This window comes from Streptomyces sp. NPDC097129, from assembly GCF_055668065.1.
Window position 1 is genome coordinate 345086 of the sequence record NZ_JBVOQE010000009.1, and the last position, 14042, is coordinate 359127.

At 73.1% G+C, this 14042-nt stretch carries 14 protein-coding genes; 5 read left to right on the forward strand and 9 right to left on the reverse strand.

The genetic code is table 11. From position 1 onward, the window contains the following. Positions 1-4: 4 nt before the first annotated feature. The 4 genes from AC0B9F_RS26280 to AC0B9F_RS26295 all read right to left on the reverse strand — a co-directional run bounded on the left by AC0B9F_RS26280 (position 5) and on the right by AC0B9F_RS26295 (position 4401). Positions 5-1243, reverse strand: coding sequence for a glycoside hydrolase 5 family protein (locus AC0B9F_RS26280; protein ID WP_472006673.1), 1239 nt, complete (start codon positions 1241-1243; stop codon positions 5-7). A 63-nt stretch (positions 1244-1306) separates the two neighbouring features. Then, positions 1307-2212, reverse strand: a complete 906-nt coding sequence (locus AC0B9F_RS26285) for a carbohydrate ABC transporter permease (protein ID WP_472006675.1) — start codon at positions 2210-2212, stop codon at positions 1307-1309. After that, positions 2209-3102, reverse strand: coding sequence for a carbohydrate ABC transporter permease (locus AC0B9F_RS26290; protein ID WP_472006677.1), 894 nt, complete (start codon positions 3100-3102; stop codon positions 2209-2211). The genes AC0B9F_RS26285 and AC0B9F_RS26290 overlap by 4 nt, the downstream gene beginning before the upstream one ends. 6 nt (positions 3103-3108) lie before the next feature. Beyond that, positions 3109-4401 carry an ABC transporter substrate-binding protein gene (locus AC0B9F_RS26295; protein WP_472006679.1) on the reverse strand — a complete coding sequence of 431 codons (1293 nt, stop codon included), beginning with the start codon at positions 4399-4401 and terminating at the stop codon, positions 3109-3111. A gap of 291 nt (positions 4402-4692) precedes the next feature. Between AC0B9F_RS26295 and AC0B9F_RS26300 the strand changes: the two genes are divergently transcribed. After that, the gene (locus AC0B9F_RS26300; protein WP_472006758.1) at positions 4693-5703 is read left to right on the forward strand and encodes a LacI family DNA-binding transcriptional regulator; all 1011 of its coding nucleotides are present in this window, start codon (positions 4693-4695) and stop codon (positions 5701-5703) included. A gap of 91 nt (positions 5704-5794) precedes the next feature. Further along, on the forward strand, positions 5795-7150 hold the full coding sequence (locus tag AC0B9F_RS26305) for an amidase (protein ID WP_472006681.1): 1356 nt from the start codon (positions 5795-5797) through the stop codon (positions 7148-7150). 9 nt (positions 7151-7159) lie between these two features. Here AC0B9F_RS26305 and AC0B9F_RS26310 read toward each other — a convergent pair whose 3' ends face one another. Next, entirely contained in the window at positions 7160-7570 is a 411-nt protein-coding gene (locus AC0B9F_RS26310; RefSeq protein WP_472006683.1) for a YybH family protein, read from the reverse strand. Between the two features lie 24 nt (positions 7571-7594). Between AC0B9F_RS26310 and AC0B9F_RS26315 the strand changes: the two genes are divergently transcribed. Further along, on the forward strand, positions 7595-7984 hold the full coding sequence (locus tag AC0B9F_RS26315) for a winged helix-turn-helix transcriptional regulator (RefSeq protein ID WP_472006685.1): 390 nt from the start codon (positions 7595-7597) through the stop codon (positions 7982-7984). Here AC0B9F_RS26315 and AC0B9F_RS26320 read toward each other — a convergent pair. Beyond that, a complete protein-coding gene (locus tag AC0B9F_RS26320) occupies positions 7981-8967 on the reverse strand; it encodes a DUF5937 family protein (protein ID WP_472006687.1) in 987 nt (328 codons plus the stop codon). The two genes, AC0B9F_RS26315 and AC0B9F_RS26320, sit on opposite strands and share 4 nt — an antisense overlap. A gap of 56 nt (positions 8968-9023) precedes the next feature. On the opposite strand from AC0B9F_RS26320, the gene AC0B9F_RS26325 reads away from it, so the two are divergent. Beyond that, positions 9024-10310, forward strand: coding sequence for an MFS transporter (locus AC0B9F_RS26325; RefSeq protein ID WP_472006689.1), 1287 nt, complete (start codon positions 9024-9026; stop codon positions 10308-10310). Positions 10311-10747: 437 nt separating this feature from the next. Here the strand turns inward: AC0B9F_RS26325 and AC0B9F_RS26330 are convergent, their stop codons facing one another. Both AC0B9F_RS26330 and AC0B9F_RS26335 read right to left on the reverse strand, forming a co-directional pair. After that, complete coding sequence (locus tag AC0B9F_RS26330; RefSeq protein WP_472006691.1) at positions 10748-11230, reverse strand: GNAT family N-acetyltransferase; 483 nt, start codon at positions 11228-11230, stop codon at positions 10748-10750. 77 nt (positions 11231-11307) lie between these two features. Then, a complete protein-coding gene (locus tag AC0B9F_RS26335) occupies positions 11308-11481 on the reverse strand; it encodes a hypothetical protein (protein WP_107082809.1) in 174 nt (57 codons plus the stop codon). 464 nt (positions 11482-11945) lie between these two features. On the opposite strand from AC0B9F_RS26335, the gene AC0B9F_RS26340 reads away from it, so the two are divergent. Then, positions 11946-12395 carry a hypothetical protein gene (locus AC0B9F_RS26340; protein ID WP_472006693.1) on the forward strand — a complete coding sequence of 150 codons (450 nt, stop codon included), beginning with the start codon at positions 11946-11948 and terminating at the stop codon, positions 12393-12395. A 60-nt stretch (positions 12396-12455) separates the two neighbouring features. Here AC0B9F_RS26340 and AC0B9F_RS26345 read toward each other — a convergent pair whose 3' ends face one another. Further along, positions 12456-13949 carry an SDR family NAD(P)-dependent oxidoreductase gene (locus AC0B9F_RS26345; protein WP_472006695.1) on the reverse strand — a complete coding sequence of 498 codons (1494 nt, stop codon included), beginning with the start codon at positions 13947-13949 and terminating at the stop codon, positions 12456-12458. Positions 13950-14042: the final 93 nt, after the last annotated feature.

Sequence of the window (14042 nt, forward strand, 5' to 3'; positions counted from 1 at the left end):
CTCCTTACGGGGTGGGGAGTACCTGTTCGGGAGCGACGACCTCGGTGATGCCCCGGGCGGCCAGATGGGCCCTGTCCCGGGCGCGGGTGTGGAGGACGGTGGTGGGGCGGACGCCGTCGGCGACCAGCCGGAAGAAGGCGTCGAAGACGGGGCCGCCGGGGGCACAGCGGGAGCGCAGAGCGGGGTCGGCGGGTACGACGAGGGCCGTGGTGCGGGCGGCGGGGGTGTCCCGGGGCGCGCAGGCGGCCCGGGCGAGGACGCGTGCGGTGTCCTTGGGCCGCCGGTCGTTGGTGAGGAGCCCGAGGCCGTACTCCAGGTCGGGGAAGTCGGCGAGGGAGCGGGAGACGTCGTGGGAGCACCACCAGGTGACGCCCCACAGGTCGGGGCAGTCCAGGGCGGCGGCGATGGTGGCCTCGGTGAACGCGGCGGCGTGCTCGGGCGGGATCAGGGGGGCGGGCGCGCCGACCTCCTGGAGCCACACCGGCCGCGCCGGATCGCCGGCCCAGGCCTTGCTCAGCTCGATCAGATAGGCGGCGTGGTGCTCGGTGGGGATGCCGGTGCGGCCGTGGCGCTGGGCGGTGCCGTTGAAGACCCAGGAGTGGACGGCGGTGAGGGCGCCGTGCCGGGCGGCCTGGGCGGGGGTGAAGGGCTGGTCGTCCTGGTACCAGGTGGCGTCGTACTCGGCGTGCAGGTGCAGCCGGCCGGGGGCGCCCTTCTCGCAGGCGGCGAGCATGCGCTGCAGCCAGGCGTCGATCTGGTCGGCGCTCGCCCGGTCCGGGTCGGGGTGGGGGCCGGCGGAGAACTGGTTGACCTCGTTTCCGAGGGTCATGCCGAGGAAGTGGGGGCGGTCGGCGAGCGCGGCGGCCAGGGCGTGCAGGTAGGCGGCCTGGCCGTCGAGGACCTCGGGGTCGGTGAAGAGGTTGCGCCGGTGCCAGGTGCGGGTCCAGGCGGGCAGGAAGTCGAAGCTCGACAAGTGGCCCTGCAGGCCGTCGATGTTGACGTCGAGCCCGCGTTCGGCGGCCGCGTCGGCCAGGTCGAGAAGCTGCTCGATCGCCCGGGGCCGGATCAGGGCGCGGTCGGGCTGGAAGTAGGGCCACAGCGGGAAGACGCGGATGTGGTCGACGCCGAGGGCGGCGATCGAGTCCAGGTCGGCGCGCACGGCGCCGGGGTCGTAGTCGAGCCAGTGGTGGAACCACCCTTCGCTGGGGGTGTAGTTGACGCCGAAGCGCGGGGCAGCGGGCATACGCGGGGTCCTTGAGAGGGGCGGTGAGGGCAGGGCCGTGACGGCGGAGGCGTGGGGCGGGGTTCAGCCCTTCACCGCGCCCTCGCCGACGCCGCGGAAGAAGTACCGCTGCAGGCAGGCGAAGAGGACGATGAGCGGGGCGACGGCGATGACGGTGCCGGCGGCGACCAGCCGCTCGTCGCTCGCGAACGTGCCGTGCAGATAGTTCAGGCCGATGGTGAGGGTGAACCGGGACGGGTCGCTGAGCACGATCAGCGGCCACAGGAAGTCGTCCCAGGCGCCCATGAAGGCGAAGATCGCGACGACGGCGAGGGTGCCCCTGACCGCGGGCAGCGCGATGCGGGTGAAGCGCTGCCAGACGTTGGCGCCGTCGACGAAGGCGGCCTCCTCGATCTCGTACGGCAGGTTCAGGAAGGCGTTGCGCATCAGCAGCACGTTCATCGCGCCGACCGAGCCGGGCAGGACGACACCGATCAGGGTGTTGTTCAGGCCGAGTTCCCGCATGGTGGTGAACTGGGCGATGACGATGCCCTCCACCGGAACCAGCATCGCCAGGACGAAGGCGAGGGTGGCGGCGCGCCGGCCCCGGTAGCGCAGCCGGGCGAGCGCGTAGCCGGCGAGGGCGGAGCCGACGCAGTTGGTGACGACGTTCGCGGTGGCGACCTTCAGCGAGTTCAGGGCGTAGTCCCAGACGGGGATGGTGTCGGCGACCCGTTCGTAGTTGTGCAGGGTGGGGTGCTCGGGCAGGAAGCGGGGCGGGGAGCTGAAGATGTCCTCGGTCGGCCCCTTGAGGGAGGTCGACAGCTGCCACAGGAACGGGCCGGCGGTCAGCGCGAGCACGGCGAGCAGCAGCACGTAGCGCCAGGCCAGCTCCCACACCCGGATGCGCCGGCCGTGTTCGTCGGTGAGGCGGGGTTCGGGCACGGCCCGGGCGCGGGGCGCGGGCCGCACCTTCTCGAGGACGCTCACCGGTCCTCCTTCCGGTCGGCGCGCAGCACGAGCAGCATCAGCACGACGGTGACGGCGAAGACGACCAGGGAGATGGCGGAGGCGTAGCCGACGCGGCCGGTGAGGCCGGTGCCGGTGCGCTGGACCAGCATGACGAGGGTGGTGTCCTCGCCGGCCGGGCCGCCGCTGGGCCCGGCCATCAGATACACCTCGGAGAACACCTTGAACGCGGCCACCGAGGACAGCGCGCCGACCAGCACCATCGTGGAGCGCACGGCGGGCACGGTGACGGTGAGGAAGCGGCGGAACGCGCCCGCCCCGTCCACGGCGGCGGCCTCGTGCAGCTCGCGCGGCACGTTCGCCAGCGCCGCCAGATAGATGATCATGTAGTAGCCGAGGCCCTTCCACACCGTGACGGCCATGGCGCTCAGCAACAGCAGCCACTGGTCGCTGAGGAAGCCGATCCGGCCCGCTCCGACCGTCTCCAGCAGGGAGTTCACCAGTCCGCGCTCGTCGAGCAGCCACACCCAGATCAGGCCGACGACGACGATCGAGGCGACGACCGGGGTGTAGAAGGCGGAGCGGAAGAAGGCGATGCCGGGAATGTTCTTCTGCACCAGCAGGGCCAGCAGCAGCGGCAGCACGACGAGGGCGGGGACGACCCCGACGACGTAGAGCGCGCTGTTGCGCAGGCCGGTCCAGAACATGTCGTCGTGCAGCAGTTCACGGAAGTTGGCGAGCCCGACGAACTGCCCGGGGACCAGGGTGCGGCGGTCGGTGAAGGCGTTGATCACCGTGGACAGGAACGGCCACAGGACGAACGCGCCGATGATCAGCAGTCCGGGGGCGGCGAACAGCCAGGGGCTGGCGGGAAGTTGGCGCCGTACCCGGGAGGCGGTGGAGCCGGCCATGGTGGCTCAGCCCTGCTGCTTCAGCAGCGTGTCGCACTGCTTGACAGCGTTGTCGAGAGCTTCCTGGGGGCTCTGCTTGCCCTGGAGCGCCTTGGCAACCTCGTTGCGCAGCGCGGTCTTCATCTGGTCGCTGAACAGCACCGGCGTGTAGTTGACCGCGCTCTTCAGCGACTGGGCGGCGGCGACGCGCACCCGGGTCTCGTCACTGCCGTCCTGCCGGGTGAAGTACGGGTCGTCGAGCGAGCCGGCGGTGGAGGGGAAGATGGCGACCTTCTTGGCGAAGGACATCTGGTGCGCGGCGTCGGTGACGAAGTGCGCGAAGGCGATCGCGGCGGGCTTCTTCTTGGTCTGCGCGTTGACCATCACGCCCATCACGTACATGTTGACGTGCCCGGTGCTGGTGATCTGGTCGGTGATGCCGATGTTCTTGTACAGGTTCGGCGCGTTCTTCTTGAAGTTGTCGAGGTCGAGGGCGCTGCCGGGGTTCATGGCGACGGCCCCGGTGAGGAACTTCTTTCCGGACGACTCCGGGGTGGCGGTCAGCGCCTGCGGGTCGAGCGCCTTCGCGTCGTACAACTCCTTGTACTTGGTGAGGAGTTCGACGCCCTTGGCGTCGTTGAAGGTGAAGGCGGTGCCCTCCTTGTTCATCGGCTCGACGCCGTAGCGGCCGAAGTCCTCGATGGTGGGCACGTTGGCGAGGGTGGCTACCTTGCCGTCGGTCCGGTCGGCCATCCGCAGGGCGTCCGCGAAGAGGTCGTCGTACGTCTTCGGCGGCTTGTCCGCGTCGAGTCCGGCCTTGGTGAACAGGGACTTGTTGTAGAACAGCGGCCCGGTGTTGAGGTACCAGGGGAAGGCGTACGTGCCGCCGAGGCCGGGGACCTGGTGGCTGGCCCAGGCGCCGTCCAGGTACTCCTTCTTGTACTGCCCGGCCGCCTTGTCGAGGTCGAGCGCGAGGCCGGCCTTGGCGAGCGGGGCGACCAGGTCCGGGGAGACGTTGACGACGTCGGGCAGGGTGCCGCCGCCCGCGTCGGCGCTGATCTTGTCGGCGTAGCCCTCGGCGGGCTGGTCGATCCACTTGACGTGCGTGCCTGGGTACTTCTTCTCGAACTCGGCGACGACGCCCTGGAAGTAGTCCTTGAAGTTGGCCTTCAGGTTCCAGGTCTGGAACGTGATGTCGCCCTGGACCTTGCCCGAGGCGTCGTCCGAGCCGCCGTCGTCGCCGCCGCTGCCGCAGGCGCTCAGCGGCAACAGGACGACGGCGGCGGCAGCGGCGGCGAAGGTTCTGCGGGAGATGCGCACGACGGTGTGCTCCTTGTCGAGGACGGTGTGCGGTGGGGTGGACGGCCGGCCGGTGGCGCCGGGGCAGACCTTGCCCGCCGATTCCCGACGACGTCAATGGATTCACGCGAACTAATGTCTTTAGTTGGCCATTTGGCCAGGTCAGCGAGTTTGACAACGATCTCTTGCACTCTCTTGCCGCAGATCGCTAATGCGCTTTAGCCTGTGTGCACTCAAGCGCATTAGCGCATCGGTGGTTTCCGAAGGGGGCACGGGTTGTCGGGCAAGCGGGTGCCGGCGCGCCGGCCGACGATGAAGGACATCGCGCGGCGCGCCGGTGTCTCCGAGAGCGCGGTCTCCTTCGCGCTCAACGGCCGTCCGGGCGTCTCGGAGGTCACCCGGGACCGGGTGCGCCGGGTCGCGGAGCAGCTGGGCTGGCGGCCGAGCACGGCGGCGCGCGCGCTGTCCGGCGAGGGCGTGGCGACGGTCGGCTTCGTGCTGGCCCGCCCCGCCGACACCCTCGGCGTGGACTCCTTCTTCCTCCAACTGGTCTCCGGCATCCAGGAGGTGCTCGCCGAACGCCATCTCGGGCTGCTGTTCCAGGTCACGCAGGACGTCACCGAGGAGTGCGCGGTCTACCGCCGCTGGTGGGCCGAGCACCGGGTGGACGGCGTGCTGGTGGCCGACCCGCGCAGCGACGACCCGCGGCCCGCCCTGCTGGACGAACTGGGGCTGCCCGCCGTGGTGATCGGCGGCGCGCCGGACGAACGGCACCCGGGCCTGTCCTCGGTGTGGGCGGACGACGCCGGCGCGATGGCGTCGGTGGTGGACCGGCTGTACGCGCTGGGCCACCGGCGGATCGTGCACATCGCCGGGCTGCTGGATCTCGCGCACACCGAGCGCCGGATGCGCACCCTGCGCGCCGAGGCGCGGCGGCGGGGCCTGACCGGGGTGGAGTCGGTGACCACGGACTACTCCGACGCGCAGGGCGCCGCGGTGACCCGCCGGGTGCTGGAGCGCCGGCCCGCGCCGACCGCCCTCGTCTACGACAACGACGTGATGGCCGTCGCCGGGATCGCGGCCGCGAGGGGGCTGGGCCGCGCGGTGCCCGCAGACGTATCGGTGGTCTCCTGGGAGGACTCGGCGCTGTGCCGGCTGGTCGAGCCGTGGCTGTCGGCGCTGTCGCGGGACAGCGTGGAGTTCGGCCGCACGGCGGCCCGCGAACTGCTCGCGCTGCTGGACGGGGGTCCGGCGCGGACGGTGCGGGTGCCGGTGCCGCGGCTGATCGAACGGGACAGCACGGGTGCGGCGCGCGACACGTGAGGGCCCGCCGGTCGCCGCCCCCTCGACGGGAGGCGCCCGGCAGGGCACAGTGCTGCCTACTACTCACCGGTAATCGCCCCGAGGAGCGCCCGTGACCAGCTGGGTCGGTCTGTCCGCCGCCGAGATCGCCGCCGCCGTCCGCGAGAAGCGGGCCACGCCGCGCGAGGTGGTCGCCGAGCATCTCGCCCGGATCGACCGGCTGGACGGGCGCATCGGCGCCTTCCGCACGGTGCGCGCGCAGGCGGCGCTCGCCGAGGCGGACGAGGTCGGCGGCCGGGGCGACCTCGCTGAACTGCCGCTGGCCGGGGTGCCGGTGGCGGTGAAGGACAACCTCGCCGTGCGCGGTGAGTCGATGCGCGTCGGCTCCGCCGCGACCCCGGACACGCCCGCCGGGGCCGACCATGTCACCGTGGCCCGGCTGCGCGCGGCGGGCGCCGTGGTCGTGGGCCTGACGAACGTGCCCGAGCTGTGCGTCTTCGGTACGACGGAGGGCGTGCACGGCACCTCCCGCAACCCGTGGGACACCTCCCGCACGGCGGGCGGCTCCTCGGGCGGCAGCGCGGCCGCGGTCGCCGCCGGTTTCGTGCCTCTGGCGCTCGGCAACGACGGCATGGGGTCGCTGCGCATCCCGGCCGCCAACTGCGGCCTGGCCACGATCAAGCCTGGGCGCGACGTGGTGCCGGCCGGCATCGGCGAGGGCGACTGGTTCGGCATGGCGGAGAACGGCCCGCTGGCCACGACCGTCGAGGACGTCCGCCTGGCCCTGTCGGTCCTGGCCGGCGCCGACGCCGTACGGCCTCCGGCGCCCGGCACCCGCAAGATCGCCCTGTCCCTGCGCAGCCCGCTCGCCGGGGTCGCGGTGAGTGCGCCCTACAGGGCTGCGGCGCGTGCGGCGGCCGGGCTGCTGGCGCGCGCCGGGCACACGGTACGGCGCGACGAGCCGCCGTATCCGCTCTCGCTCGGGGTGACCGCGCTGAGCCACTGGACGGCGGGCACCGCCGTCGACGCGGCCGGTCTGGACCCGCGCCTGCTGACCCGCCGCACCCGCGTCCACGCGGCCGTCGGCCGCCGTTTCCTCAACACCGTGCGCACCGGGCGGGCCCGGGAGCAGCTGGGTGAGCGGCTGGAGCCGTTCTTCACCCGGTACGACGTGCTGCTGACGCCCGCGCTGGCCCGCCGCTCCCCCGAGGCCGCGCCCTGGCACGAGCGGGGCTGGCTGCGCAACATCGCGGCCAACACCGCCTACTCGCCGTTCACCCCGCCGTGGAACCTCACCGGCTGGCCGGCCGCGACGATCCCGCTCGGCACGCTGCCCTCGGGCGCTCCCACCGCCGTGCAGCTGGTGGGGCGCCCCGGGTCGGAGGCGGAACTCCTGCAGCTCGCCGAGCAGTTGGAGGGCCTGCTGCCGTGGCGGCGGACGGCGCCGCTGGAGGAGCCGCCGCTGTAGAGACCGACGTCACCCGGCGGTGCCGAACGGGTTGTCGATGACATAGCGCCACAGGCCGTCGCGCCCGCGGCGAGCGACATCGGTGGCGGTGCCCTCCAGGTGGACGTGGCCGCCGTCCGGGCCGGGGCCGTCGATGACCCAGTCGACGACGAGCAGGGCGAGGTCGCCGGCGACATAGGTGTGCCGGGGGCGGACCGCGATCGGTACGCCGAGCGACTGGAACGCCGTGTTGGCGGCCGTGCGGTCCGGGCCGGTCACCGCCGTCCCGGGGCGGGGCACGAACACCGCGCCCTCCTCGTAGACGGCGGCGAGCTCGTGCGGGCTGCCGGAGTTGAAGGCGGCGGCGAACACCTGGGGGTGTTGCGCGGCGTCCGGGGTGAGGGCGACAGTGGGGGCGTGATCGTTCGCGGGGATGCTCATGGCGGCAGCCAAGCCGGTGGCGGCGTGGCTCACCAAACGGAAACCCACGGGTGGGACGCCGAGTTGGTGCCCTCGGCGGCGGGACGCACGGCCCGGCCCGAGCCGGACTGCCCGGTGGAGGTCGCCCTGTCGGCGGTCGCGGGCCGCTGGACCACGCTCGTCCTGCGCGAACTGATGCGGGGCCCGCTGTCCTTCGGTGAGCTGCGCGCCCGGCTGCCGGAGATCAGCCCGAAGGTGCTCACCGAGCGGCTGCACGCCCTGCGCGAGCGGGGCCTGGCCGAGCAGGACCGGCTGCCCGGCTTCCCCGTCCGCACCCGCTACACGCTCACCCCGGCCGGGCGCGCCCTGCGGCCGCTGCTCGTGGAGCTGTACCGCACGGGCACGGTCCTCGCGGGCCTCGAACCCTCGGACTAACGGCACAGGTCGTCGCCGAGCGCGGTGCGGGCGTAGTGGACGAGGCGGCCGGTGCGGGTGCGGGTGAGCAGGCCCGCGTCGTAGAGGACCGTGAGGTGCTGGCTGACGGCGCCCGGGGTGACGCCGAGACGGTGGGCGAGTTCCGTGGTGGTGGCGGGCTCGGCGAGCAGGAGCAGCAGGCGGGCGCGGGGGCGGCCCAGGAGGCGGACGAGCGCGTCGTCGGTGACCGGCGGGGGCTGCTCGGAGAGGGTGGCGCGGCCGCGGGCCGGATAGGCCAGTACCGGCGGGCGGGACGGATCGATCGTGGGCTGGGCGCCGCGGGCGAACAGCGTGGGCAGCAGCACCATCCCGCGCCCGGCGATGCCGACGGCGTCGGTCCACGGGGCCGGGACGCCGAAGTGCTGGGTGGACAGCCGCAGTCGGCCGTCGTCCCAGGTGAGCCGGTCGTCCAGCCCGGACAGCATCGCGGCGGCGCCCTGCTCGGCGAGCACCCGCCCCCGGTGGGCGAGGTCCGCCTCCAGGACGGCCTGGACACGCGGCCACCAGGCGTCGGCGAGGCAGGTGCGCCAGTAGCCCTCGAGGGCGTTCGCGACCCGCGTCAGCAGGGCCGGCGGGTCGGTCAGGCCCCGGGCGATGACCGCGGGCAGCGCGCTCGCGGTGCGGTAGGCGGCGCGGAAGTCGGCGGCGACGACCTTCGGCGGGGTACGGCGGAGCGTGTCGAGTTCGTCGGCGAAGGAGGGGCGGGCGCGGCAGGGCCGCGGGGTGAGGAAGTCCGGCACCCACAACCAGGGCGCGGACACGGCGGTCAGCACCTCGTGGTCGAGGCCGGCCAGGCGCGGCCGGATCCTGCGCAGCCATGGCCGGTGGTGCGGGTAGCGTGCCGGGTCGTGCAGGCAGCGCAGCGAGAACACCGCCTCCTGCAGCGGGGAGTACGCGAAGGACGTGGTGGCCAGGTCGCCGATGCCGAAGTGGAACTCGATCATTGAGCGCCACGCTAAATCAATGCCGGACGGTCCCGCGACCGGGTTGCCTGATCCGCATGACCACGACACGCCCACACCCCGTACCGGGGACCGGCCGCGCCACGCGGGCCGGCGGACTGCTGCCCACCGACCCGGGCCTGCGCCTGGCCACCGTGCTCACCGCTGTCAACTCCCTCGGCAACGGGCTGTACTTCCCCCTCGGCGTCCTGTACTTCACCCGTATCGTCGGCCTGGACGCGACCGCGGTCGGCGTCGGCATGACGGTCGCCGGACTGGTCGGCGTGGCGGCCGGGGTGCCCGCCGGGCGGGCCGCCGACCGGTGGGGCGCCCGGCGGGTCGGGGCGCTGCTGTGGGGCGGTACGGGCCTGGCGACGGCCGCGTACACGCTGGTGCACTCCTACGCCGGCTTCCTCGTCACGGTGATCGTGGCGACGGGCCTGCAGATGGCGAGCCGCGGGGTGCAGGGCGCTCTGTACGCGGACGTGCTGCCTGCGGCGACCCGGGTGGAGGCGCGCGCGTATCTGCGGATGGTGACGAACGTCGGCATGGGGGCGGGCGGCGCGCTGGGCGCCGTGGCGCTGCAACTGGACTCGCGGGCCGCGTATGTGACGGTGATCGCGCTGAACGCGCTGTCGTTCGCGGGTCCGGCCCTGCTGGTGCCGCGGCTGCCACTGGCGGCGCATGTGGCCGGGCGGCACGGGCCGGACGGCGGCGCGCCGGCCGGCGGCCGCTGGCGTGCGGTGCGGGATCTGCCGTTCCTGGCGGTGACGGTGCTGAACGCCGTGCTGGTCGTGCAGTTCTCGCTGTCCGAGGTGGGGCTGCCGCTGTGGATCGTGGAGCGGACCGGGGCGCCGCGCTGGACGGCGGCCCTGCTGATGATCGTCAACTGCGTGCTGGTGGCGCTGCTCCAGGTGCCGGTGGCCCGCCGCACCGGGCGGGTGCCGGTCGCCGTGCGGGCGATGGCCTGGTCCGGCCTGCTGCTGGCCGCGGCGTGCGCGGTGTACGCCCTGTCGGCCGGCCTGTCCCCGCTGTGGGCGGTGCTGGCGCTGAGCGCCGGCGCGGTGGTGCAGGTGTTCGCCGAGGTGCTGTCGGCGGCCGGCGGCTGGACCCTCGGCTACGAACTCGCCGACGCCCGCGCCCACGGCGTCTACCAGGGCGTCTTCGGCGCGGGCATGTCGGCGGGCATGATGGCGGGCCCCGCGCTGGTCACGGTCACCGCGATCGCCCACGGGTCGCTGGGCTGGGCGGTGTTGGGCGCCCTGTTCGCCCTGGCCGGCCTCGCGGTGGCACCCGCGGTCCGCTGGGCGCACCGGGACGGCGACTGGCGCGGGGAGACGACCTGAGGGTGCCGGTCCCGGGCGCTCAGGCATCGGGCGCTCAGGTCTCGGAACGCCCAGGCGGGCGCGGGCGAGGGCCCAGGTGGCCGCCGGTTCGAAGGCGTCGGCGTGCCAGGTGGCCGAGGTCAGAGCGCCCCTCCCCCGGCATGCGCGCAGGATCTCGACGGGCGGCGGCCGGGCGACGACCTGGAGTCCCGCGGGCTGCCCACCCGCCGGCCCGATCCGGCGGACCGGCGGGTGCGTCTGCTCTCCCTCACCGCGGAAGGCCGCCGGCTCCGGAACACCGTACGGGCGGCCGTCCGGGGAGGGCGAGGAAACCTCTGCTCGGCACGCTTCCGGCCGCCGACCGGGGGGCGTTCGTGCGCGGGGCGCGCTCCTGTGCCGGACGACAGACCCGGCCTGGTTCGGCTCGGCTCGGCTCGGCTCGGCTCGGCTCGGCTCGGCTACAGCGGCTTGTACATGATGTGCAGTCCCACCAGCCCGTGGCGGGGATGCTCGAACGCCTCCGGGACGGTGCCCAGGATCGTGAAGCCGAGGGACTGCCACAGGCCGACGGCCGGGTTCGTCTCGACGACGGCGTTGAAGACCATGCCCCGGTAGCCGTGGGCCTTGGCCTCGGCCAGCACGTGCCCGGCGAGGGCGCGGCCGATGCCGCGGCTGCCCTGTCCGGGGTCGACCATGAAGCCGGCGTTGGCGATGCGGGCGGCCGGCCCGCCGTAGTTGGACGTCAGATACGCGGAGCCGACGACGGCTCCGGTCTCGTCCTCGGCGACGTAGACGCGTTTGGCCGGGCTCATCCACAGGGCGCGGGCCGCTTCCTCGGTGGTGTCCGGGTCCCAGGCGTAGGTGTCGGCGGCGGCGACGATGCGGTGCCAGAACGGCCAGATCCGCTGCCAGTCCTCGGCCGCGGCTTGTCTGATCAGCATGGGCGTGAGTCTGGCACGCCCATGCGGCCGGCGATCGCGATGGTCCTGCCTGGAAGGGGGTCAGGCCCGGAAGGGGGTCAGTCCACGCTGGGCAGGATGTGCGGCTCGGCGAGGTCGTCCTCGTATCCGGCGAGGCGGATGGGGGCGGACCGGGCCCACACGTCGAGGCTGCCGATCTCTCCGGGTCGGCGGCCGGCGCGCTCCGTGCGTTCCTTGGGGCGCTGCTCGCGATTCGTCTTCTCTGGTGTCACCGCGCACTCCTTATGTGTCGGTCACCCGGGGGACGTACGGGCCATGCTGCGGCCTGTTCCTCGACGCCCGCTCGGGTATCTCTCAAGGCGTTCGGACGCGGTGGCGTCGACAACTCACAGTGGATCAGGCCGTGGTGGTCCGGCTTGTCCCATGACGGACGGTGGGTGTGGGTGGGACCCCGTTCTGCTGTCCGTCCGCTACAGACTAACCAAATGAGCGGGGCCCCGCTCGATGGGGCTGAAAATTTGGGGTAACCATGGCAAGTCACGCACATGTCCCCACTAGGGAATTGAACCCTTTTGACCGGTTTGATGCCTTTTATCAGTCACTCGATCGGCCTATGTGCCCGCGCGGGTCTTCGACTTCGGTCCGCAGTTCAAGTGCCGTTGGCCGATCGATAAGCCGGCCATGCTCTGCTGGCGTGCCGGCACGGCACCGGCTGTCTCGCGGGAGGACAGGAGACATGGAACTGCGCAGCGTCGAGGAGCTGATGGATCTGCTGTACGCCTGCCGGGGCGTACAGGACCTTCCGGCGCGCGCCGGAGCCCCGGGCGATCTGCACGACCGCGCCCTGCGCACCGCGGCGCTGCTGCGCCGCCGCCGGCCCGCCGACAAGGAACTCCAGATCGCCGGGCTGGTGCTCGCCGTGGGACGGCTGCTGCGCCCCGGGGACGCGGCCGGCGGCGCCGAGCGGGCGGCCGAGGCGGTGCGCTCACTGCTCGGCGAGCGGGTCCACGGGCTGGTCCGCTCGGTCCCGCGCGAGCCCGCAGCGGCGGACGACGCGCTGCTCGCCCTGCGTCAGGCGGACGAGGAGGCGCGCACCGACGCCCTGGACGGCGGGGTCCTGGAGGACTGGCGCACGGTGCTGGAACTGGTCGCCGCGCACAACTCCCGTACCGGCGCGGTGGACTGAGCCGGTACGGGACGAGCGGCCCGCCGGAGCGAGGGCCGCTCACTCAACAGGGGTGCGCGCTCACCACTTGCCGGGCGCGTAGTCCTTCAGGAAGACGCCGTACAGGTCCTCGCCCACCTCGCCGCGCACGATCGGGTCGTAGACGCGGGCCGCGCCGTCGACCAGGTCGAGGGGCGCGTGGAAACCGGCCTCGGCCAGACGCAGCTTGTCGTAGTGCGGGCGCTCGTCGGTGATCCAGCCGGTGTCGACGGAGGTCATGAGGATGCGGTCGGTGTCGAACATCTCCTGGGCGCTGGTCCGCGTGACCATGTTCATGGCGGCCTTCGCGGCGTTGGTGTTGGGGTGCCCGGCGCCCTTGTAGCCGCGGTTGAAGACACCCTCCATCGCGGAGACGTTGACGACGTACGCCCGGCCGCTGGCGGCCTTCTTCGCGGCGTCGGCCATCGCCGGGCGCAGCGCGCTGATCAGGATGAACGGGGACGTGTAGTTGCACAGCTGGGTCTCGAGCAGCTCGACCGGGGAGATCTGGTCGATGGTCTGCACCCATGTGTTGCTGTCGACGACGTCCGGGACGAGACCGCCGGCGTCGATGGCGGTGCCGTCCAGGTGCCGGGCGACGCTGGCGTTGCCTGCGACGAGGGCGAGGTCGGCGACCTTCTGCGCGTCCAGGCCGCTGGTGCCGATGGGGAGGGCGGCGATGCCGTCGACCGCGCCGGAGTTGAAGGCGCCGATCACGTGGTGGGCGGGGAGTTCCCCGGCGGGCAGCGGGGCGCTCTCGCCCTCGACGAGGGCCGCGTACGCGGAGGGCAGGCGGCGCACGGTCTGCGTCGCGTTGTTGATCAGGATGTCGAGCGGGCCGGCCTCGGTGACCTGCTCGGCCAGGGCGACGGCCTGCGCGGGGTCGCGCAGGTCGATGCCGACGACCTCGAGGCGGTGCAGCCAGTCCGCGGAGTCCTCCATCGCCTTGAAGCGGCGGATGGCGTCCTTGGGGAAGCGCGTGGTGATCGTGGTGTGCGCGCCGTCGCGCAGCAGCCGCAGCGCGATGTACATGCCGATCTTGGCGCGGCCGCCGGTGAGCAGGGCCCGCTTGCCGGTGAGGTCGGCGCGGACGTCGCGCTTGGCGCGGTTCTGGGCGGCGCAGTCCTGGCAGAGCTGGTGGTAGAAGTAGTCGACCTCGACGTAGCGGGCCTTGCAGGTGTAGCAGGAGCGGGGGCGCTGGAGTATCCCCGCGATCCGGCCGGCCTCGACCTTGGAGGACGGCAGGATGCCCTCGGTCTCGTCGTCGATGCGCTCGGCGGAGCCGGTGGCGGTGGCCTCGGTGACGGCGCGGTCGTGGGCGGTCTTGGCGGCGCGGCGCTCCTGGCGGCGGCGCTGCTTGACCGTGCGGTAGATGTGCGAGGTGGCCCGGCGCACCGCGATCGCGTCGGGGTGGTCGACGTCGATCCGGTCGAGCTCCTCCAGCACGCTCAGGCACACGGCCAGGCGCTCGGGGTCGATGCCGGGCCCGTACACCACCTCGTCCGTGGTCGCCGAGCCGTCCTCTGTCACCGTCATCGCGCTGCCGATCCCTGGTCTGGTCCCGCGGCGCTCCGGCCGCGCCCGCTGTCGAACGCGGAATTCTAACGGAGCGCCGCACCCGGGAACCAA